Source organism: Rhizobium sp. 10N414 (assembly GCF_056394785.1).
The window spans coordinates 59,872-78,372 of record NZ_JBFTIN010000028.1; the positions used below are offsets into that span (position 1 = coordinate 59,872).

The 18,501-nt window shown below is 59.6% G+C and carries 20 protein-coding genes; 12 read left to right on the forward strand and 8 right to left on the reverse strand.

Annotated elements, in window-relative coordinates:
- Positions 1 to 7 precede the first annotated feature (7 nt).
- Positions 8 to 1,378 carry an amidase gene (locus tag AC1DE4_RS22265; protein ID WP_477883098.1) on the reverse strand — a complete coding sequence of 457 codons (1,371 nt, stop codon included), beginning with the start codon at positions 1,376 to 1,378 and terminating at the stop codon, positions 8 to 10.
- A 225-nt stretch (positions 1,379 to 1,603) separates the two neighbouring features.
- On the opposite strand from AC1DE4_RS22265, the gene AC1DE4_RS22270 reads away from it, so the two are divergent.
- Positions 1,604 to 1,912: a hypothetical protein gene (locus tag AC1DE4_RS22270; protein WP_018856075.1), complete on the forward strand. Its 309-nt coding sequence runs from the start codon at positions 1,604 to 1,606 to the stop codon at positions 1,910 to 1,912.
- Between the two features lie 70 nt (positions 1,913 to 1,982).
- Complete coding sequence (locus AC1DE4_RS22275; RefSeq protein ID WP_169680478.1) at positions 1,983 to 2,420, forward strand: DUF1810 domain-containing protein; 438 nt, start codon at positions 1,983 to 1,985, stop codon at positions 2,418 to 2,420.
- Positions 2,421 to 2,426: 6 nt separating this feature from the next.
- Here the strand turns inward: AC1DE4_RS22275 and AC1DE4_RS22280 are convergent, their stop codons facing one another.
- A complete protein-coding gene (locus AC1DE4_RS22280; RefSeq protein ID WP_025661584.1) occupies positions 2,427 to 2,615 on the reverse strand; it encodes a hypothetical protein in 189 nt (62 codons plus the stop codon).
- Positions 2,616 to 2,683: 68 nt separating this feature from the next.
- Positions 2,684 to 3,307 carry a TetR/AcrR family transcriptional regulator gene (locus AC1DE4_RS22285; RefSeq protein WP_477883100.1) on the reverse strand — a complete coding sequence of 208 codons (624 nt, stop codon included), beginning with the start codon at positions 3,305 to 3,307 and terminating at the stop codon, positions 2,684 to 2,686.
- Between the two features lie 128 nt (positions 3,308 to 3,435).
- Between AC1DE4_RS22285 and AC1DE4_RS22290 the strand changes: the two genes are divergently transcribed.
- On the forward strand, positions 3,436 to 3,648 hold the full coding sequence (locus tag AC1DE4_RS22290; protein WP_062369044.1) for a hypothetical protein: 213 nt from the start codon (positions 3,436 to 3,438) through the stop codon (positions 3,646 to 3,648).
- Between the two features lie 76 nt (positions 3,649 to 3,724).
- On the opposite strand, the gene AC1DE4_RS22295 is transcribed toward AC1DE4_RS22290, so the two are convergent.
- Positions 3,725 to 4,597, reverse strand: coding sequence for a sigma-70 family RNA polymerase sigma factor (locus AC1DE4_RS22295; RefSeq protein ID WP_477883102.1), 873 nt, complete (start codon positions 4,595 to 4,597; stop codon positions 3,725 to 3,727).
- Between the two features lie 109 nt (positions 4,598 to 4,706).
- On the opposite strand from AC1DE4_RS22295, the gene AC1DE4_RS22300 reads away from it, so the two are divergent.
- Positions 4,707 to 5,165 carry a carboxymuconolactone decarboxylase family protein gene (locus AC1DE4_RS22300; protein ID WP_025661580.1) on the forward strand — a complete coding sequence of 153 codons (459 nt, stop codon included), beginning with the start codon at positions 4,707 to 4,709 and terminating at the stop codon, positions 5,163 to 5,165.
- Positions 5,166 to 5,227: 62 nt separating this feature from the next.
- Here AC1DE4_RS22300 and rhaI read toward each other — a convergent pair whose 3' ends face one another.
- Both rhaI and AC1DE4_RS22310 read right to left on the reverse strand, forming a co-directional pair.
- The gene (gene rhaI, locus AC1DE4_RS22305; RefSeq protein WP_025661579.1) at positions 5,228 to 6,520 is read right to left on the reverse strand and encodes an L-rhamnose catabolism isomerase; all 1,293 of its coding nucleotides are present in this window, start codon (positions 6,518 to 6,520) and stop codon (positions 5,228 to 5,230) included.
- A 62-nt stretch (positions 6,521 to 6,582) separates the two neighbouring features.
- The gene (locus AC1DE4_RS22310; protein WP_169680482.1) at positions 6,583 to 8,679 is read right to left on the reverse strand and encodes a bifunctional rhamnulose-1-phosphate aldolase/short-chain dehydrogenase; all 2,097 of its coding nucleotides are present in this window, start codon (positions 8,677 to 8,679) and stop codon (positions 6,583 to 6,585) included.
- A 200-nt stretch (positions 8,680 to 8,879) separates the two neighbouring features.
- On the opposite strand from AC1DE4_RS22310, the gene AC1DE4_RS22315 reads away from it, so the two are divergent.
- From AC1DE4_RS22315 to AC1DE4_RS22350, 8 genes are all read left to right on the forward strand, one after another.
- A complete protein-coding gene (locus AC1DE4_RS22315) occupies positions 8,880 to 9,689 on the forward strand; it encodes a DeoR/GlpR family DNA-binding transcription regulator (RefSeq protein WP_477883105.1) in 810 nt (269 codons plus the stop codon).
- A gap of 50 nt (positions 9,690 to 9,739) precedes the next feature.
- A complete protein-coding gene (gene rhaS, locus AC1DE4_RS22320) occupies positions 9,740 to 10,735 on the forward strand; it encodes a rhamnose ABC transporter substrate-binding protein (RefSeq protein ID WP_025661576.1) in 996 nt (331 codons plus the stop codon).
- 73 nt (positions 10,736 to 10,808) lie between these two features.
- A complete protein-coding gene (locus tag AC1DE4_RS22325) occupies positions 10,809 to 12,344 on the forward strand; it encodes a sugar ABC transporter ATP-binding protein (RefSeq protein WP_477883107.1) in 1,536 nt (511 codons plus the stop codon).
- 10 nt (positions 12,345 to 12,354) lie between these two features.
- A complete protein-coding gene (locus AC1DE4_RS22330; protein ID WP_477883109.1) occupies positions 12,355 to 13,356 on the forward strand; it encodes an ABC transporter permease in 1,002 nt (333 codons plus the stop codon).
- Entirely contained in the window at positions 13,353 to 14,366 is a 1,014-nt protein-coding gene (locus tag AC1DE4_RS22335) for an ABC transporter permease (protein WP_112666109.1), read from the forward strand. Before AC1DE4_RS22330 ends, AC1DE4_RS22335 begins: the two co-directional genes overlap by 4 nt.
- The gene (gene rhaM / locus AC1DE4_RS22340) at positions 14,363 to 14,683 is read left to right on the forward strand and encodes an L-rhamnose mutarotase (RefSeq protein WP_192240930.1); all 321 of its coding nucleotides are present in this window, start codon (positions 14,363 to 14,365) and stop codon (positions 14,681 to 14,683) included. Before AC1DE4_RS22335 ends, rhaM begins: the two co-directional genes overlap by 4 nt.
- Positions 14,680 to 16,056, forward strand: coding sequence for an FGGY-family carbohydrate kinase (locus AC1DE4_RS22345; RefSeq protein WP_477883112.1), 1,377 nt, complete (start codon positions 14,680 to 14,682; stop codon positions 16,054 to 16,056). Before rhaM ends, AC1DE4_RS22345 begins: the two co-directional genes overlap by 4 nt.
- Positions 16,057 to 16,135: 79 nt before the next feature.
- Positions 16,136 to 16,903, forward strand: coding sequence for a fumarylacetoacetate hydrolase family protein (locus tag AC1DE4_RS22350; RefSeq protein ID WP_477883114.1), 768 nt, complete (start codon positions 16,136 to 16,138; stop codon positions 16,901 to 16,903).
- Between the two features lie 444 nt (positions 16,904 to 17,347).
- Here AC1DE4_RS22350 and AC1DE4_RS22355 read toward each other — a convergent pair whose 3' ends face one another.
- On the reverse strand, positions 17,348 to 17,995 hold the full coding sequence (locus tag AC1DE4_RS22355) for a TetR/AcrR family transcriptional regulator (RefSeq protein ID WP_477883116.1): 648 nt from the start codon (positions 17,993 to 17,995) through the stop codon (positions 17,348 to 17,350).
- A 50-nt stretch (positions 17,996 to 18,045) separates the two neighbouring features.
- Positions 18,046 to 18,501, reverse strand: a 456-nt coding sequence (locus AC1DE4_RS22360; protein ID WP_477883118.1) for a 4Fe-4S dicluster domain-containing protein, incomplete at its 5' end; no start/stop codon positions are given.

The following is an 18,501-nucleotide window of genomic DNA, read 5'->3' on the forward strand; positions in this document are numbered from 1 at the left end:
TACGATCTCAAGTAAATTCTCCACGGATAACTGTCTCCGCCGAAAGCGCCGCGCCAAGGAGCGCTTCGTCCCGCTTGCCCACGGCAGAAAGCAGGAAGCCGACCGGCATGTCGGCATCTCCCGTCCCGCAGGGGATCGATACGCCGCACCAATCGAGGAAGTTGCCGAAAAGCGTATTGCGCAAGGTCTTCCCGTTGGTTGCGAAAAACAAATCGTCGTCGGCTTCCAATGGCGCGATCGGCGGCGCCACATGGGCGACCGACGGAAACGCAACGAAGCTGTCACCGACAAGGCGGTCGACGTCGGCGATCAACCGCTCGCGGGCTTCGAGGATCGCGAGATAGGCCGCAAGCGTGGTCTTCTCGCCCAGTCGAGTGCGCACGACCACGCGGCGATCCATGTCGTCAGCCGCAGGCCCAGCCAATCGCTCGCGGTGAAGCACATAGGCTTCGGCCGTGACCAGGGCGCCATATCGAGCCATCAGCGCCAATATCTCGTCAAAAGCCGGGATCTTGATCCGGCTGATCGATGCACCCTCCGCCTCCAGCCAATCGACCGCCGTCTCGAAAGTTGCGACCACGCCAGCTTCAGCACCATCGAAAACGATATTGTCAGGGATAACGATGTCCAACTCCTTGAGTGGGCGAGCGGCTATTGACGGCGCTGACGCGCCTCGCATTCCCGCGTCGATCCACACCGCATCCTGAACGGTCCTGCAGAGCGGACCAAGCGAATCCAGGCTCTTTGCCAGCGGGAAGACGCCTGCCATCGGATAGCGACCGCGCGTTGCCTTGTAACCGATGATACCGTTGAGGGCAGCCGGGATGCGCACCGAACCTCCCGTGTCCGTCCCCATCGCCACCGGCACGAGGCCAGCTGCCACCACAACGCCAGCGCCGGAAGATGAGCCACCCGGAATGCGCGGAACATCATTGCTGCGCGGATTGCGCGGCGTGCCGTAGTGTGGATTGAGGCCGAGCCCGGAGAAGGCGAACTCGCTCATGTTCGTGCAGCCAATCGAGACCATGCCCGCCTGTTTCAGCGTTGCCACGACAGCCGCGTCCGCCCGCGCAGCCGGCTCTCTGGCCAGTACTGTCGACCCGGCCGTCGTTGTCCGACCCTTGATGTCAAACAGGTCCTTCCAGGCGATCGGTATGCCGTCCAGCATTCCGCACGAGCGACCCTGTCTCATTCGCTTCGATGAGGCCTTCGCCTCTTCCGTTGCGCGATCCTTGAAGATTGCCGTAAAGGCCGCCTGGTCGGCATAGGCCTCGATGCCATCGATAACAGCTTCCGTCACTTCGATGGGATCGACCGCTGTTGTTTGAATGAGACTGGAAAGCTGCGCGATGGACATCGCGCCAAATGATTTGGTCATGGGGGCATCCGCAATCTGACTGATCATCCGAACTAAGCTGAATTTTGTCGAGGAGCCAAGCCCTCAAAGTTCCAAATCAAACCGATTGGTTCGATTTTATGAACACTGCGTTTGTGTATCCGGTCTTCAATCGAGGTCCAAAAGAACACACATGCGTATTCGTGCTGTTCGCCGGCGAGAGGACGATCATGTGTCGGTGCACGCATCAGTGTAGGAGTTAACAAAATGACAAACAGCGAGAGTTGGAACGCGGCGCGTGGCGACGTGGCACACCACCACGCAACAGATGACGAGTTGAATGGCATGGGTGAACGCGAATACGCCGAGCATGTTGGTGCACATAAACCTTCAATATCAGAACGCTTCATCGTTCTTGCGGCCTTTGCGCTTCTAGGCATTGCAGGACTGACGGTCCATTTCACGGCCCCCATGGCATCGGGCCTCGACACGGCAGCTGTCGGGTCAATCTCGGATTCATTGCCCTCGGTCGATTATTGCCGGGAGCACAGCCCATACCCGGACAGGTCCTGCTGAGGACCTGTCGAGTTGCGGGCATGGACAACCCTCCCCCATGATATAGTTATGCGCAAGGGGAGGATCGTCGATGCCCGATGAGATTGATTATGATCTGGATCGCTTCGTTCATGCGCAGAATGGTACCTACGAGCGAGCGCTTTCGGAATTGAGAGCCGGACACAAGCGATCCCACTGGATGTGGTTCATATTTCCCCAGATTGCCGGGCTCGGCTCATCATCCATGGCAGAGAAATACGCCATCCGCTCGGCGGAAGAGGCCACCGCCTATCTCGCGGACCCCGTCCTCGGTAGCAGACTATTGCGCTGTGTCGATGCCGTCCTTTCGATCGAGGGCAAATCCGCCCATGAGATCTTCGGGTCTCCTGATGATCTCAAGCTGCGGTCGTCCATGACCCTCTTTGCGGCGATCAGCGAGCACGGGTCGGCTTTTCACAAAGTCGTTGATCGGCTCTATCGCGGCGAGTTCGACGATCGCACCATTCAGCTTCTGGACGCCAGTAGCTAGAGCCGTTCAGGGCGCGCGCGAGCGCTCCAGCGTATCGATCTCGCTTGAAATTTCGCTGAGCTTCTCTCGCAGCTCTTGATCGGTGCCATCATCGATCTCCTCGTCACCGAAGCAATCGCGCGCCTCATAGAGCTCGAGCTTTGCCTCGAGCTCGGCTCGTTTTGCATACAGGCGATGAAGATAGAGATAGTCCATGCCTTTACTTCCCGCATCTTCCGAAACGGGCATAAAGGCATATGGTTCCCGCCGATCGGCGGGTGCCATCACGCAAAGGCGGCGATGGCAGCGTTGCAGGCCTTGGAGAAATGATTGCAACATGTGTCGTTGCCCATGGCTTGCCGCGTAACGCGAGCCCCCTCCAGAAGGAGCGTCAGTGTATCGGCCAGCAGCTTCGGTTCGCGCGCATCGGCTTCTCGACAGAGCGCTTCGAGGCGGTCGCGTTGCTCAGCCTTGTGGCGCTCGATCACGCTATAGGCGGGATGCCCCTCACCTTTCAGCTCAATGGCCGCATTGGCGAGATCACAGCCGACGTGCTCGCCGCAAAGGCTTTGCGTTCGCGCTTCGATCCATGCCCTGAGCTGCGCCTTCGGGTCGCCGGGATGGGTTGCCTCGAGGTCGCGCCAGATTGCTTCGGCTCTTTCCGAAGCGCGGCGCAGCGTCTCGCAGACCAGCTCGTCCTTCGAGCCGAAATGCCGGTAGAGCGTCATCTTGTTGGTCAGCGCAGCATCTGCAATCGCATCCACACCGATGCCACGGATGCCGTGCTCGCGAAAAAGCTCGGCGGCGGTGGAGACGATGCGCTCCCGTGGCGGGATTTTCTCGTCAGTGTTTGCGGGAGACAGCAGGCTCAATGATTCTGATTTTTTCGCGGACAAGGTCCTTGACATCCATGTGACCGATCGGTAACAAATGCATTGTTACTTACCGGTAACACCACTCTCTGCCGAAGTCAACGTGGTTGATTGGATCGGAGCGGGGTGGAACACGGGCTACCGCCCACGAAAGGAGGCAAACCATGAGCAAGACCAGAGAAGACCTGACCATTACCGAAGCCCTTCACGACCCCCTAATCGCCATGGTGCTCCGTGCCGACGGCGTGAAACTTGACGATTTCAAGCGTCTGCTTGAGACGGCTGCCAGGAAGCGCGAACAGCGGACCTCTCCAGTGGGCAAGTTTCTGAACGTGATCCCCAACAACAACCCGGCTGCCATGTGCAGCTACTGCTGAAGTTTCGGGCGCTTCCCTGCCCCTGTGAGAGTCGTCGCTGGCCAAGCGACGGCTCTTTTCGTTTGAACTGTTATTTTTAGAGCAAGTCGTATTTCAAGTTGGCGAGATAGTCGGGGTTGGCGACGGCATCGATCCCGGCGATCTTCTCCCCGTCGAAGGTCAGAAGCAGGACGACGCGCAGTTGCCCCCCCACGACCACCACCAGCCCGAACTCTCCATCGATCATCGCCGGCTGCGCCGCCTGAGCACGCCCCCTGAACGTCTCTGCCACAGCATCCGCGCCGCGAAGTTCGCGAACCGAAGGGTTGTACCGCATCGCCGCAGTGTCCGGGGTGAACACCACCTGCGGATCGAGGATTGACAGCAACGCCCTGATGTCACCGAGGCGCGAAGCCGCAAGGAATGCGTGGACGATCTGCTTCTTGCGCGCTGCGTCCGCCTCCGGCACATCGGTTTTGCCTTGAACCCGACGGCGAGCACGGCTTGCCAGTTGTCGCGTTGCCGCCGAAGAGCGATGAATGATCGGCGCAATGTCGTCGAAGGGGAGATCGAACATATCGTGCAGCACGAAGGCAACGCGCTCGGCCGGCGCCAATGTTTCGAGGATAACGAGTAGCGCCATGCCGACAGAGTCGGCAAAAGCGACCTCCCGCTCCGGATCAACGGTCTTGGACGTGTCGGCCAGACGTTCATGGACGGGTAGATCGAACGGCTCTTCCCGGCGTGTCTTTCTCGACCGCAGCATGTCGAGGCAGATGCGCGCCACAACCGTCGTGAGCCAGCCGCCGATATTGTCGATCGCGTCAGCATCAGACCGGCCGAGCCGCAGCCAGGCCTCCTGAACAGCGTCGTCGGCCTCGGCGCGGGAGCCCAGCATGCGATAGGCGACGGCGCCCAGATGCGCCCGATTCGCCTCAAATTCTCCCGCCAGCCAATTTTTCTCATCCATTGTCACATTCCTCCACTGTGCTCCGTCAACTCCATGACGAACAAAAGCCGGCCGATGTGACAGCACGTCCGGCGGCGTCAGTTTGGAAAACACACCATGGAGAAACGTGATGCAAGCAAGAATGGGAAATCCAGCGATCGTCATTCCCGACGCAATGCAGGCGCTGCATGCCCTCGGGACGATACCCGCCAAAACAGGTCTGTCGCCAATCCTTTTGGAACTCGTCAATCTACGCGCCAGCCAGATCAATGGTTGCAGCGTCTGCATCGACGGACATCCACGGATCGCCAAGAAGGCTGGCGAGACGGACGAGCGCCTGTTTGCCGTCAGCGCCTGGCGTGACACGCCCTATTTCACGCCGGCCGAACGCGCAGCCCTTGCGCTGACGGAGGCGGTCACCCGCGTCAGCGATCGCGCCGACCCAGTGCCTGACGACATCTGGGATGAAGCCACGCGGCATTTCGACGGCAAGAGCCTGGCAGCCCTCGTCATCGCCATCGCCAACATCAACGTTTGGAACCGGCTGAACATCGCCACCCGTCAGATTGCCGGTGAATGGAGGCCGTAAACGGAATCGGGCCGCTGTCTCGTCGACAGCGGCCCGATAGAACGGCCTTGGGAGGCTAAGGGTCAGATGATGCCGCCGCCGCCGGCAATCGACGCCGGGCGTTCGGCGGCAATCTTCCTGCGGTAGCCGCTCGCGCGGTATGTCGCCACAGGATCGATCGCACCGCCAGAACGGCGACGCGCTTCTGCAAGGATCGGCTCGACGTCCGTGCGGTAGCCGCGCTTCAGCGTTTCGGTCGCCATCAGCGCGTCGTTTTCATCCTGGTAGCCAGCCAACGCCTTGCGATCGACGATCAGCGCCTGCGCGTAGGCGCGGCGGATTTCGTTGGCGCTGTTGATCAGGCTTTCGATCGGATCGGTCACGTTGTGCGATTGGTCGATCATGTGGGCCGGATTGAAGTCGTTGACACCGCGCTGCTCTGCCTCGACCAGCTCGTTGAAGACGAGGAAGAGGCGATAGGGCTCGATCGCACCGGCATCGAGGTCGTCGTCACCATACTTCGAGTCATTGAAGTGGAAGCCGCCGAGTTTGCCGAACTGAATCAGGCGGGCAACGATCATTTCGATGTTGGTGTTCGGTGCATGGTGACCAAGGTCGACCAGGCACTGCGCCTTCGGGCCGAGCGTCTGGGCGATGAGGTAGTTGGTGCCCCAGTCCTGCACGACTGTGGAATAGAAGGCCGGCTCATACATCTTGTGCTCGGAAAAGAGCTTCCAATCGTCAGGCAGAGCCTTGTAGATATCGGCCATCGAAGCGAGATAGCGTTCGAATGCTTTGGTGAAATTGCTCTGGCCGGGGAAGTTCGAGCCGTCGCCAACCCAGACCGTCAATGCTTTCGAGCCGATCGACTTGCCGATCTCGATACATTCAATGTTGTGCTCAACCGCCTGCGCACGTGTTGCGGCGTCGGTGTGGCTGAGCGAACCGAATTTGTAGGAATGCTTCTGGCCCGGCGCGTCGGAGAAGGTGTTCGAATTCATCGCGTCGAAACCGAGGCCGAGCTGATCGCCCTTTGCCTTCAGTTCCTTGGCATCTGTCTTGTCCCACGGAATGTGCAGGGAGACGTTCGGCGTGGCGCGCGTCAGCTCGTTGATGACGGAGCAGTCGTCGAGCTTGTCGAAGATGCCGCGCGGTTCGCCGGTGCCGGGGAATCGGGCAAAGCGGGTGCCGCCGGTGCCAACGCCCCAGGACGGAACAGCGACGAAAAACTCGGATACCCGGCGCGTGATGTTTTCAATGTCGATGCCGCGGCGCGACAGATTGGCGCCGAGCGCTTCATAGTCGGATTTGAGCGCTGCTGCGCGCTTGTCGTTTTCCTGCGCAATCAGGTCCTGCGCGATTTTTGACTCGGCCATGGGTTCCTCCCCGGACATGTGGATGAAAGGCGGCGGGCATTTGCCCGCCGCAGCAGTTGGACTTAGCGCGGGAAGCTCTGGGCGTTGCCGGCATCCACGTTGATGATGTTGCCGGTTGATTTCGCCGAGAGATCGGACGCCAGGAAGTAGATTGCTTCGGCGATGTCCTCGGGGAAGACATTGAGCTTCAGCATGGAACGCTTGCGGTAATGCTCCTCGAGCTCGTTGATCTCGATCTTGGACGATGCCGCCCGCTGTTCACGCCACTCTCCGCTCCAGATCTTCGAACCACGCAGCACGGCGTCCGGATTGACGGTGTTGACGCGAATACCGGCTTCTGCGCCTTCGAGCGCCAGGCAACGGGCAAGATGGATCTCGGCAGCCTTGGCCGTGCAATAGGCAGCAGCATTCGGCGACGATGCCAGACCGTTCTTGGAGGCGACGAACACGACGTTGCCACCGAGATCCTGCTTGCGGAACAGGCGGAACGCCTCGCGAGACACGAGGAAGTAGCCGGTCGCCAGGATGTCGATGTTCTTGTTCCACATCGAAAGCTCAGTGCTTTCGATCGGGGCGGACGAAGCGATACCAGCATTCGATACAAGGATATCGACGCCACCGAACTCAACACAGGCTTCCGCGAAGGACGAGATCACGCCGTCCTCCTTGGTTACATCAAGCTTGACGCCGCGCACGGCGTCGGCGCCGAATTGCTTAGCGAAATCGGCCTTCGTGTTGTCGAGCGCTTCCTGGTCGATATCGGCCAGGACCACGCAGGCCCCCTCGCCGATCAGGCGGGCAGCGGTCGCACGGCCGATGCCGCCGGCACCACCGGTGACGAAGGCGACCTTGCCTGCAAGGCTCTTCGGCTTCGGCATGCGCTGAAGCTTGGCTTCTTCGAGCAGCCAGTACTCGATATCGAAGGCTTCCTGCTCCGGCAGGCCCTGATATTCGGAAACGGTCGAGGCACCGCGCATGACATTGATGGCGTTGACGTAGAATTCGCTGGCGATGCGGGCTGTCGCCTTGTCGCGGGCAAACGACAGCATGCCGACGCCGGGAACGAGGAAGATGACCGGGTTCGCATCGCGCATGGCGGGCGAATTGTCATGCTTGCAGTCGTTGTAATAGCGCGCGTAGTCGGCGCGGTAGTCTTCGAGCGCCTTGTCGAGACCGGCAATGATCGCGTCCACGTCAGGCTTTGCCGGATCGAAGGTGACGATCAGCGGGCGGATCTTGGTGCGCAGGAAATGATCCGGGCAGCTGGTGCCGAGCGCGCCAAGCGGCTGCAGATTCTTCGAATTGACGAATTCGAGAACGGCATCCTGATCGTCGAAATGGCCGAGCTTGCGTTCCGCCTTGCCGATGCGACCGCGGATTTCAGGCATCAGGCGGGCCGCAATGGCGCGGCGCTGCTCGACCGGCAGGCTCTGGGTGGCAGCACCGCCGAAGATCGTCTTGCCTTCGGTCTTTTCCGCGAACCAGACGATCGCCTTGTTGATGATGTCGAGCGTCAGCTCGTAGCAGGCCTTTGCATCGTTTGCCCAGGTGAAGAGACCGTGGCTTTCGAGCACGACGCCCTTGGCATTCGGGTTCGCCTTGACGAAGGCTTCGAGGTCGAGGCCGAGCTGGAAGCCCGGGCGGCGCCACGGCAGCCAACCGATTTCGTCGCCGAAGATCTGCTTCGTCAATTCCTTGGAGTTCCTGGAGGCAGCGATTGCGATGATCGCGTCCGGATGCATGTGGTCGACATGGGTGAAGGGCACGAAACCATGCAGCGGCGTGTCGATCGAGGCGGCGCGGCTGTTGAGGTTATAGGTGCAGTGCGGGAGGAAACCGACCATGCGGTCTTCGTCTTCGACGCCTTTATAGATGCCCTTCAGGGAAACGAGCTTGTCCTGATAAAGAGTGGCGAAGCCGTCAAGCTTGATGGTCCCGACGTCGCCGCCCGAACCCTTGACCCAGAGAACCTCGACCTTCTCGCCGGTCAGCGGATCGGTTTCCATGACCTTGGCAGAGGTGTTCCCGCCGCCATAGTTGGTGATACGCTTGTCGGCACCCAGCAAATTCGAGCGATAGAGCAGCTTTCCAGGCTCATCGAGGCCTGCCGCGTATGAATCGTCCCAACGGTTATCAAGAAGCCGGACGGTTGCCGCCATGTCATCCTCCCATGTAAAATTTCTTGGACGCGCGAACGAACTCGACGCTCCTTTGCGGTCACGGTATCGCTCATCAAAACGGACATTGTCAATCGAAAACGATCAAATTCGATTATGTTGCAGCGCAATATGAAATTTTATGATCGTTTTTGATTGACACATTCTCACAACTGCGAAATAAGCAAGCTAGGAGGAACCCCATGCACGAACGCGAACGCCATCGCATCATATTGAGCGCCGTTCAGGAAAAGTCGGTCGTTACGATTCAGGATATTTCCGAATTGACCGAGGCTTCCGAGGCGACGATCCGGCGTGACATCGCGGCTCTGCATGTGCAGGGAAAGATCCGGCGAGTACGCGGTGGCGCAGAGGCTGTGCATCCGCCGCAACTCGGCAGTCTGGCCGGACGGCCATTCAGGGTTTCGGAATCAGTCAACATCGATAAAAAGCGATCAATAGCGCGCGCTGCCGTTGATCTCTGCGATCAGGGCGATGCGATCATCATCAATGGTGGGACCACCACGTTTCAGATGGTGCACTTCATGGCTGCCCATCGCATGCAGGTGATGACCAACTCGTTTGCGATTGCCGAGCATCTGGTCAAGCACTCGAAGAACACGGTAACGGTCCCCGGCGGGGTGATCTACCGCGAGCAGAGCCTGATCCTGTCGCCATTCGACAATGATGCGATCCGCAATTTCTACGCTCGCCGCTTCTTCATCGGCGCGCAGGGCGTCGGTCCGCTCGGCATCATGGAATCCGACGCGCAGATCATTCAAAGCGAACAGAAGCTGATGCACCAGGCCGACGAACTCGTTGTCATGGTCGATTCCAGCAAATTTCACCGCCGGTCGAGCCTCATTCTGTGCCCGCTCGACCGTGTTTCGACGATCATTACGGACGACGGTGTTCCCGAGGACTCCGTCCGGATGATCGAGGATGCGGGCATCAAGCTCGTCATTGCGAGCACGATCTCGCAAATGAAGGAGGATTCCTCGTCGGTTGCCTGAGGGGCCCCGTCAGGATGTAGTTAAGTCTTATCAACGTGGGAGGATAAAGCATGAAATTCGCAAAATCACTCGCCGTCGGCGTCGCCTTTGCGGTGGCCCTGATGGCAGGCGCCGCAAGCGCCAAGGACGTCAAGATCGGCCTGGTCGTGAAGTCTCTCGGCAACGGCTTCTTCGAAGCCGCCAACAAGGGCGCGCAGGAAGCGGCAAAGGAACTCGGCGGCGTGGAAGTCATCTACACCGGCCCGACCTCGACGACGGCAGAGGGCCAGATCGAAGTCATCAACTCTTTGATCGCCCAGGGCGTTGATGCCATCGCCATCTCCGCCAATGACCCGGACGCTGTCGTACCGGCCCTGAAGAAGGCCAAGCAGCGCGGCATCAAGGTCATCTCCTGGGATTCCGGCGTCAACAAGGACGGCCGCATCCTGCAGCTGAACCCGTCGTCCAACGAGCTGATCGGCAAGATGTGCCTGACGCTCGCCAAGGACCACCTGGAAGGCGGCAAGGGTGACTTCGCAATCCTGTCGGCAACGACCACCTCGACCAACCAGAACATCTGGATCGACCAGATGAAGAAGCAGCTCAAGGACTTCCCGGGCCTCAACCTCGTCACGACAGTCTACGGCGACGATCTGTCTGACAAGTCCTATCGCGAAGCCGAAGGCCTGCTGAAGTCGAACCCGAACGTCAAGGTCATCGTCGCTCCGACGACGGTCGGCGTTCTGGCCGCTTCCAAGGTTGTCGAAGACAAGGGTCTTGTCGGCAAGGTCTACGTGACCGGCCTCGGCCTGCCGTCTGAAATGGCTGGCGCGATCAAGTCTGGTGCAACGAAGGAATTCGCCATCTGGAACCCGATCGACCTCGGTTACTCTGCCACGCAGATCGCCTACCACCTCGTAAAGGGTGACGCGACCGGCAAGCCGGGCACCGAAATCGAAGCTGGCCGCATGGGCAAGATCAAGATCGACGACAAGGGCGAAGCCGCCATGTCCGATCCGTTCGTGTACAACGCTTCGAACATCGACCAGTTCTCGAAGGTTTTCTAAGCCTCGCTCATCCAAGCAAAAACCCGGCGGTTCGCGCCGCCGGGACTTTTCATTTGAACACTGGTAAACGCTGATGAACACTGCCCTTCAACAATCCGTCGCGGGCATCAAGGCGGACGAGGCGCCCGCGATCCTCGAGATGCGCGGCATTTCGCAGATCTTCCCCGGCGTGAAGGCGCTCGATAACGTCAGCATCGCGCTCTACCCCGGCAAGGTTACCGCCCTGATCGGTGAGAACGGCGCCGGCAAATCCACACTCGTCAAGATCCTGACCGGCATCTACCGGCCGAACGAAGGCGAGATCATCTTCGACGGCAAGCCGACCACCTTCGCCAACGCGCAGGCCGCCATCGACGTCGGCGTCACCGCCATTCACCAGGAAACCGTGCTCTTCGACGAGTTGACGGTTGCTGAAAACATCTTCCTCGGCCACGCGCCGCGCACGAGGTTCCGCACGATCGACTGGAAACTGATGAACAGTCGGTCGAAGGAATTGCTCCATTCGCTTGAAAGCAACATCGATCCGACGATCCGTCTCAAGGATCTCTCGATTGCTCAGCGTCACCTTGTCGCAATTGCTCGCGCACTTTCCATCGAAGCGCGCATCGTCATCATGGACGAACCTACCGCAGCACTGTCGCGCAAGGAAATCGATGACCTCTTCCGCATCGTCGAGGGCCTGAAGGCACAGGGCAAGGCGATCCTCTTCATCAGCCACAAGTTCGACGAGCTCTATGAGATCGCCGACAATTACGTCGTTTTCCGCGACGGTCGCGCTGTTGGCCACGGCCAACTCAAGCAGACGCCGCAGGACGATATCGTCCGTCTCATGGTCGGTCGCGATGTCGAAAATGCATTTCCCAAGGTTGACGTGGCCATCGGCGGTCCGGTGCTCGAGGTCGAGAAATACTGTCACCAGACAGAGTTTCGCGACATTTCGTTCACGCTTCGAAAGGGCGAGATCCTTGGTATCTACGGCCTGATCGGCGCCGGTCGCTCCGAGCTCTGCCAGTCGCTGTTCGGTATCACCAAACCCGCATCCGGCACGCTGAAGCTTGGGGGCCAGGCGCTGACAATCCACTCGCCACTCGATGCGATCCGCGCCGGCATCGTCTACGTGCCGGAAGAACGCGGCCGCCACGGCCTGGCGCTGCCGATGCCGATTTACCAGAACATGACGCTGCCGTCGCTCGGGCGCACATCGCGCAAGGGTTTCCTGAAAGCCGCCAATGAATTTGCCTTGGCACGCAAATATGCCGAGCGCCTGGACCTGCGCGCTGCAGCGCTTTCGGTTCCGGTCGGAACACTGTCGGGTGGCAACCAACAGAAGGTGGTCATCGGCAAGTGGCTGGCAACATTGCCGAAGGTGATCATCCTCGACGAGCCGACGAAGGGCATCGACATCGGTTCGAAGGCGGCCGTGCACGGTTTCATCAGCGAGCTTGCCGCCGAGGGACTGTCGATCATCATGATCTCGTCAGAACTGCCGGAAATCATTGGAATGTCCGATCGGGTCCTCGTCATGAAGGAAGGCCTCATGGCCGGCCTCTTCGAGCGCAAGGATCTGACGCCGGAAACGCTGGTTCGCGCCGCGACCGGTAATGCTTGAGGTAATCGGAATGTCGAGACTCCTGAAAAAACGCGAAACCCTGCTCTTCATCATTATCGCGATCATGGTTGCGACCTTCTCGACGAGAGCCCAGGATTTCGCGACACCCGGCAACCTTGCGGCCATCTTCAACGACACGTCGATCCTGATCATCCTTGCACTCGCTCAGATGACCGTCATCCTGACGAAGTCGATCGACCTGTCGGTTGCTGCAAACCTTGCCTTCACCGGCATGGCCATTGCGATGATGAACGCCGCCTATCCCGACCTGCCGCTGATCGTCTTGATCCTCGCCGCGATCCTGATCGGCGCCTTTCTCGGCGCGATCAACGGCTTCCTTGTCTGGGCGCTGGAAATTCCGCCAATCGTTGTCACGCTTGGCACACTCACCATCTATCGCGGCATGGCTTTCGTCCTGTCAGACGGCGAATGGGTCAACGCGCATCAGATGACGCCGACCTTTCTCAACGTGCCGCGCACCGTCGTCCTCGGCATGCCGATCCTGAGCTGGGCGGCGATCATTATCGTCGCGCTGATCTACATGCTGTTGAAACACACCCAGTTTGGCCGCTCGACCTATGCTGCCGGCGGCAATCCGACGGCTGCGGTCTACGCCGGCATCGATGTCGGCTGGACGAAATTCCTTGCCTTTGTTCTGTCAGGAGCGCTCGCCGGGCTTGCCAGCTATCTCTGGGTCTCGCGTTATGCGGTCGCCTATGTCGATATCGCCAACGGCTTCGAACTCGACAGCGTTGCAGCCTGTGTTATCGGCGGCATCTCGATTGCCGGTGGCGTCGGCTCGGTGATCGGTACCGTGCTTGGCGCCCTGTTCCTCGGTGTCATCAAGAATGCCCTTCCCGTCATCGGCATCTCGCCGTTCACGCAGATGGCGATTTCCGGCACCGTCATCATCCTTGCCGTCGTCTTCAACGCAAGGCGCGAGCGCAATCGAGGCCGCATCATCCTGCGTGACAAGGCCGCAGCAGAGACACCAGCAGAGGTGGCAGCATGAGCACCGTCGTTTCCACCCCGCGCGAAAAGCGCGTCATCCCGGACCGCCTCGGCACGCCGTTCAAGCGCATCATGTCGAGTTGGGAAGTGCTGCTCTTCGGCGTTGCTGTCTTGATCTTCATCTTCAACTCGCTGGCATCCCCCTACTTCCTGGACGCCTGGAACCTTTCGGACGCGACCTTCAATTTCACCGAAAAGGCGATGATCGCATTTGCCATGGCGCTGCTCGTCATTGCCGGCGAGATCGACCTGTCGGTTGCGGCCATTATCGCCCTTGCTTCGACCGCGATGGGAGCGGCAGCACAAGTCGGTGTCGGGGCACCCGGCCTCGTTCTCATCGGCATCGGCGTTGGCCTGCTCTGCGGCATGTTCAACGGGTTTCTCGTTTCCGTCATGAAGCTACCGTCGATCGTCGTGACGATCGGCACGATGAGCCTGTTTCGCGGCATCTCCTACATCGTCCTGGGCGATCAGGCCTATGGAGGCTATCCGGACGATTTCGCCTTCTTCGGCCAGGGCTATGTGTTCTGGGTCTTCTCCTTCGAGTTCGTGCTCTTCATTGTGCTCGCAATCGCCTTTGCGATCCTGCTGCATGCCACGAATTTCGGCCGTCAGGTCTATACGATCGGCAATAACGACTTCGCCGCCCGGTTCTCCGGCATCCCGGTCGAGCGCGTGAAATTCATCCTGTTCATATTGACGGGCGTGATGAGCGGCGTCGCCTCCGTCTGCCTGACCTCACGCCTCGGCTCCACCCGCCCCTCGATCGCTCAGGGCTGGGAGCTCGAAGTCGTTACCATGGTCGTGCTCGGCGGCGTCTCCATCCTCGGCGGCTCCGGCAAGATTGGCGGCGTCGTCATTGCCGCCTTCGTCATGGGCCTTGTCACCTTCGGCCTCGGCCTCTTGAATGTGCCCGGCATCGTCATGTCGATCTTCATCGGCCTGCTGCTGATCATCACCATCGCGATCCCGATCGTCGCCCGCCGCCTCAAAGCCATGAGTTCCAAATGACGTTGGAAAAGCACGCCTTCAAGATGACGCTGAACCCCGGCATGGAAGCCGAGTACAGGAAGCGGCATGACGAAATCTGGCCGGAGCTGGTCGACCTGCTGCACCAATCCGGCGCCAGCGACTACTCGATCCATCTCGACCGCGAAACGAACACGCTGTTTGGCGTTTTGACCCGTCCCGTCGATCATGCGATGGCAAGCCTGCCAGACCACCCTGTCATGAAGAAGTGGTGGGCTCACATGGCCGACATCATGGCAACCAACCCGGATAATTCTCCCGTCCAGAGCGACCTCGTTACCGTCTTCCATATGCCATGACGCCGAATTACAGCCGCATCGCCGTTCTCGACATCGGCAAAACCAATGCCAAGGTCGTGGTCCTGGAGAGCGCGACCGGCGCCGAAATCGCCGTAGCGAGAACTCCGAACACGGTTCTCAAGGGTGGACTTTATCCGCACTACAATATCGACAGGCTCTGGTCCTTCACGTTGGATGCCCTTCGCTCCTTCGCGAGCGAGCCGGGTTTCGACGCCATCTCGATCACGACCCATGGCGCCTCGGCTGCGCTTCTCGACAGGGCCGGCAATTTGGCAATGCCGGTGCTCGACTACGAGCACGAATATCCCGAAGACATCAGCGACGCATATGCGCGACTGCGCCCACCCTTCGAAGAAACCTTTTCGCCGCACCAAACGATGGGCCTGAACATCGGCGCGCAGCTGCATTACCAGAAGACCGCCTTTCCTGATGATTTTGCCAAGGTGGCAACGATCCTCACCTACCCGCAATACTGGACAGCACGGCTGACCGGTGTCGCGTCGAACGAGGTGACCTCACTCGGTTGCCATACCGACCTCTGGAACCCGCGCGACGCCCGCTATTCCTCGCTGGTCGACACTCTCGGCATCCGTGACCTGATGGCACCGATCCGTTCCGCCTTCGATCCCCTCGGGCCGGTCTTGCCTGATATTGCCGAAGCGATCGGCCTCACCCGCGAAATCCCCGTTTATTGTGGCATTCACGATTCCAACGCGTCGCTTCTGCCACATCTGCTTGACCGCCCAGCACCCTTCGCAGTTGTCTCGACGGGCACATGGGTGATCAATTTCGGGGTCGGCGGCGATCTCGATCATCTCGATCCCAAGCGCGACACACTCGCCAATGTCGATGCCTATGGCCGGGCCGTTCCCTCTTCCCGCTTCATGGGCGGACGCGAATATGAAACCATCTCAGGCGAAACCGGACAGGTTGACAAGGAAAAGGTCGCCTCGGCGGTCGAGCAGGCGATAACAAAGCGCCTGATGCTGCTTGCGAATGTTGCACCGGGCTCCGGCCCATTCCCCGGCAAAAGCGCGCGTTGGGTCAACGCGCAAGACGTGACACCCGAAGAACGCTACGCCGCGCTCTGCCTCTATCTCGCCATGATGAACCAGGCCTGCCTCGATCTGATCGGAGCGCGGGGCCCGGTCATCGTGGAAGGACCATTTGCGCTCAACGATACGTATCTGACGCTGCTTGCGGCTCTAACCAACCGCGAAGTCATCGCCGTCCCCGGATCGACCGGCACGAGCCAGGGCGCCGCTCTGCTGACCGGCATCAAGCCACCTGCCGGCGCCGAACGCCATGTCACGCGAAGCCCTGTCTCCGGGCTCGACGCCTACCGTCGAGCTTGGCATGCAGCGATGGCATAGCAGTCTTTCCATAGAGACCCCTCGCTCCATCTTAGCGTTAGCTATAGGCTCGCGACTCAAAGCAAAAGGAGGAGACCTCATGGCAGATTCGGCCGCCGCACCCTTTGATCCGCGCGCGCTTGCAGCAAAACTACACGGTCTGCGCCGTTCACGAAACCAGGCACCGACCGCGGGGTTTTCCCTGCCTGCCGATCTCCGGCACGCGATGGACGCGCAGAATTTTCTCGCCGCCGATGAGGCGATCGAAAGCAACGCCTGGAAAGTGACCGTCTCGCCCGATGGGCAGGCCGTAACCGCGCCACTGCACCCTTATGTGCAGGCTGACTCAGGGGCGCAAATTCCGTGGCAGAGGGGCACCAAATTCGAGGCAGAGATCGCCGTTCGCCTAGGCCGTGACCTGCCGATCCGCCGGGAGGGCAGCTATAGCCGAGCCGACATCGTCGACGCGATCGACGCCGTTCATCTCGGTGCCGAACTTCTGGCCAGCGCCGTTGAGGAGAGCGGCAAGATCTCGTTCCTTCTGTTTCTGGCCGATCGACTGGGAAACAGCGGTTATGTGCTCGGTCCGCGCGTGCCAAAGTCGGCGGTCGACACGGCAAGCGGAACGCCACTTAAGGTGACGTTCAACGGCCAGCCACTCTATGACGCACCCGCCCAGCATCCCAAGGGGGATGTCCTGACGTGGCTCCTGGACTACGCAAATGATGGGATGCGGCCGAACACATCGCTCAAGGCTGGCGCGCTCATCACGACGGGCACGCTCTGTGGCGCGATCGAACTTCTCACGCCAGGCGAAATCGAAATTGCCTTTGGTGGATCTGCCTATTTGCGCCTGGCCCTCGTCTGACTGAGATTATCAACCTATCGATGATGGCCGGGCGATTATCATAGATTACTCACGAAGGCCGGCCGTTAGCGAAGATGTCGACGGAGCGTAATTTGACGTCGACGATTGCCCGGTCGCTGTTTGAGAATATCTTTGACGACGCTACTACCAGGTTCATCAACGTAAAGGTTCAGGGGGAGGCTCCGTTCGCGTCGGTGGAAGCAAGCCCGATCCCGAGGGGATAAAACCGAGCCGCATATCTACTCGGCATGACGTGCGCCGGCTGTTCCATCGTCGAGGACAGCACGAGCGGAGCCGCGGCTGCCCTGGCTTCGGGTGCTGTTATTGTCTTCGCTCCCCATGCGACCGCGTGGCCGCCGACCAAGGTCAAGAGCCCTTGCAGCGAATGGGCGAACTTCAAGAAATGGTATTGAGGCCAGGCTAATTCGCCAGAAAAACCCGAATTCAAGCGCTGCTGGACGCCTCACTTAGCTGAGCAGTTGCCGTGGACTTCAATACAACATGGACGATATGGTCCTCCCAACGTGCCAGCGATTCCTTCCGCTCAAAGTCTCGGTCAAAGATCGTGGAGAGCGTGAAACGGTTAGACAGGTAAAAAAGACTCATCGACGCAACGGTCATGAATATCTTGAGGGCGTCTAGGCCACTGCGCACGCTTCCTTCCTCGATCCCGCGGTCGGCCAAATTCTGCAGCTTCTCGAGTAACTGGTGATTGACCAGCTTTCCATTTGCGGATTTGGCCAGGAACCTGCCGTGGTTGAGGTTTTCGGTGCAGAGAAGGCTTACCATTTCCGGATTTGCCAGAAAATACTGCCATGTGAAGCGGGTTATCTCCGCGATTCCAAAAAGGGGCTGCGAATAATCGATTTCAAGAGCCCGCTCCGCCGCCAGCATTTTTGCGAACGCGTGGTCCAAGACAGCAAAATAGAGGCCTTCCTTGTCCCCGAAATAGTGATAGATCATGCGTTTGTTTGAGCCTGCTCGCTCTGCTATCGCGTCTATTCTTGCCCCGCCCAAGCCATAGCAGGTGAATTCGCCGGTTGCGGCGTCGAGAATGGTCTCCTTCGTTCGTTCCGGATTTCTTTTCACCATCGACTTCACTTTCGGAATCGAGCTTTGCCGATTTGCGACGAACCGCACCCTTACATATTCGGATAGACCGGCCCCTCGCCGCCCTGCGGCGGCACCCAGTTGATGTTCTGGTTGGGGTCCTTGATGTCGCAGGTCTTGCAGTGGACGCAGTTCTGGGCGTTGATGACAAAGGTCTCTTGCCCATCCCTCTCCACCCATTCGTAAACGCCGGCCGGACAGTAGCGCGTCGAAGGACCGGCATAGATGTCGTGCTCGGACGCCTTCTGCAGCGCCATGTCCTTCACCTGCAGATGCACCGGCTGGTCTTCCTCGTGGTTGGTGTTCGACAGGAACACCGAGGACAGACGGTCGAACGTGAGAACGCCGTCGGACTTCGGGTAGGCGATCGGCTTGTGCTTGGCGGCCGGCTCCAGCGAGGCCGCATCCGTCTTGCCGTGCTTCAGCGTACCGAAGATCGAAAGGCCGAAGAGCTGGTTCGTCCACATGTCGAAACCGCCGAGCGCCAC

What these genes read in the sequence shown, in the direction of transcription:
- AC1DE4_RS22265 (WP_477883098.1), bottom strand. Translation starts at nt 1,378, where the DNA reads ATGACCAAATCATTTGGCGCGATGTCCATCGCGCAGCTTTCCAGTCTC.
- AC1DE4_RS22270 (WP_018856075.1), top strand. Translation starts at nt 1,604, where the DNA reads ATGACAAACAGCGAGAGTTGGAACGCGGCGCGTGGCGACGTGGCACAC.
- AC1DE4_RS22275 (WP_169680478.1), top strand. Translation starts at nt 1,983, where the DNA reads ATGCCCGATGAGATTGATTATGATCTGGATCGCTTCGTTCATGCGCAG.
- AC1DE4_RS22280 (WP_025661584.1), bottom strand. Translation starts at nt 2,615, where the DNA reads ATGGACTATCTCTATCTTCATCGCCTGTATGCAAAACGAGCCGAGCTC.
- AC1DE4_RS22285 (WP_477883100.1), bottom strand. Translation starts at nt 3,307, where the DNA reads ATGTCAAGGACCTTGTCCGCGAAAAAATCAGAATCATTGAGCCTGCTG.
- AC1DE4_RS22290 (WP_062369044.1), top strand. Translation starts at nt 3,436, where the DNA reads ATGAGCAAGACCAGAGAAGACCTGACCATTACCGAAGCCCTTCACGAC.
- AC1DE4_RS22295 (WP_477883102.1), bottom strand. Translation starts at nt 4,597, where the DNA reads ATGGATGAGAAAAATTGGCTGGCGGGAGAATTTGAGGCGAATCGGGCG.
- AC1DE4_RS22300 (WP_025661580.1), top strand. Translation starts at nt 4,707, where the DNA reads ATGCAAGCAAGAATGGGAAATCCAGCGATCGTCATTCCCGACGCAATG.
- rhaI (WP_025661579.1), bottom strand. Translation starts at nt 6,520, where the DNA reads ATGGCCGAGTCAAAAATCGCGCAGGACCTGATTGCGCAGGAAAACGAC.
- AC1DE4_RS22310 (WP_169680482.1), bottom strand. Translation starts at nt 8,679, where the DNA reads ATGGCGGCAACCGTCCGGCTTCTTGATAACCGTTGGGACGATTCATAC.
- AC1DE4_RS22315 (WP_477883105.1), top strand. Translation starts at nt 8,880, where the DNA reads ATGCACGAACGCGAACGCCATCGCATCATATTGAGCGCCGTTCAGGAA.
- rhaS (WP_025661576.1), top strand. Translation starts at nt 9,740, where the DNA reads ATGAAATTCGCAAAATCACTCGCCGTCGGCGTCGCCTTTGCGGTGGCC.
- AC1DE4_RS22325 (WP_477883107.1), top strand. Translation starts at nt 10,809, where the DNA reads ATGAACACTGCCCTTCAACAATCCGTCGCGGGCATCAAGGCGGACGAG.
- AC1DE4_RS22330 (WP_477883109.1), top strand. Translation starts at nt 12,355, where the DNA reads ATGTCGAGACTCCTGAAAAAACGCGAAACCCTGCTCTTCATCATTATC.
- AC1DE4_RS22335 (WP_112666109.1), top strand. Translation starts at nt 13,353, where the DNA reads ATGAGCACCGTCGTTTCCACCCCGCGCGAAAAGCGCGTCATCCCGGAC.
- rhaM (WP_192240930.1), top strand. Translation starts at nt 14,363, where the DNA reads ATGACGTTGGAAAAGCACGCCTTCAAGATGACGCTGAACCCCGGCATG.
- AC1DE4_RS22345 (WP_477883112.1), top strand. Translation starts at nt 14,680, where the DNA reads ATGACGCCGAATTACAGCCGCATCGCCGTTCTCGACATCGGCAAAACC.
- AC1DE4_RS22350 (WP_477883114.1), top strand. Translation starts at nt 16,136, where the DNA reads ATGGCAGATTCGGCCGCCGCACCCTTTGATCCGCGCGCGCTTGCAGCA.
- AC1DE4_RS22355 (WP_477883116.1), bottom strand. Translation starts at nt 17,995, where the DNA reads ATGGTGAAAAGAAATCCGGAACGAACGAAGGAGACCATTCTCGACGCC.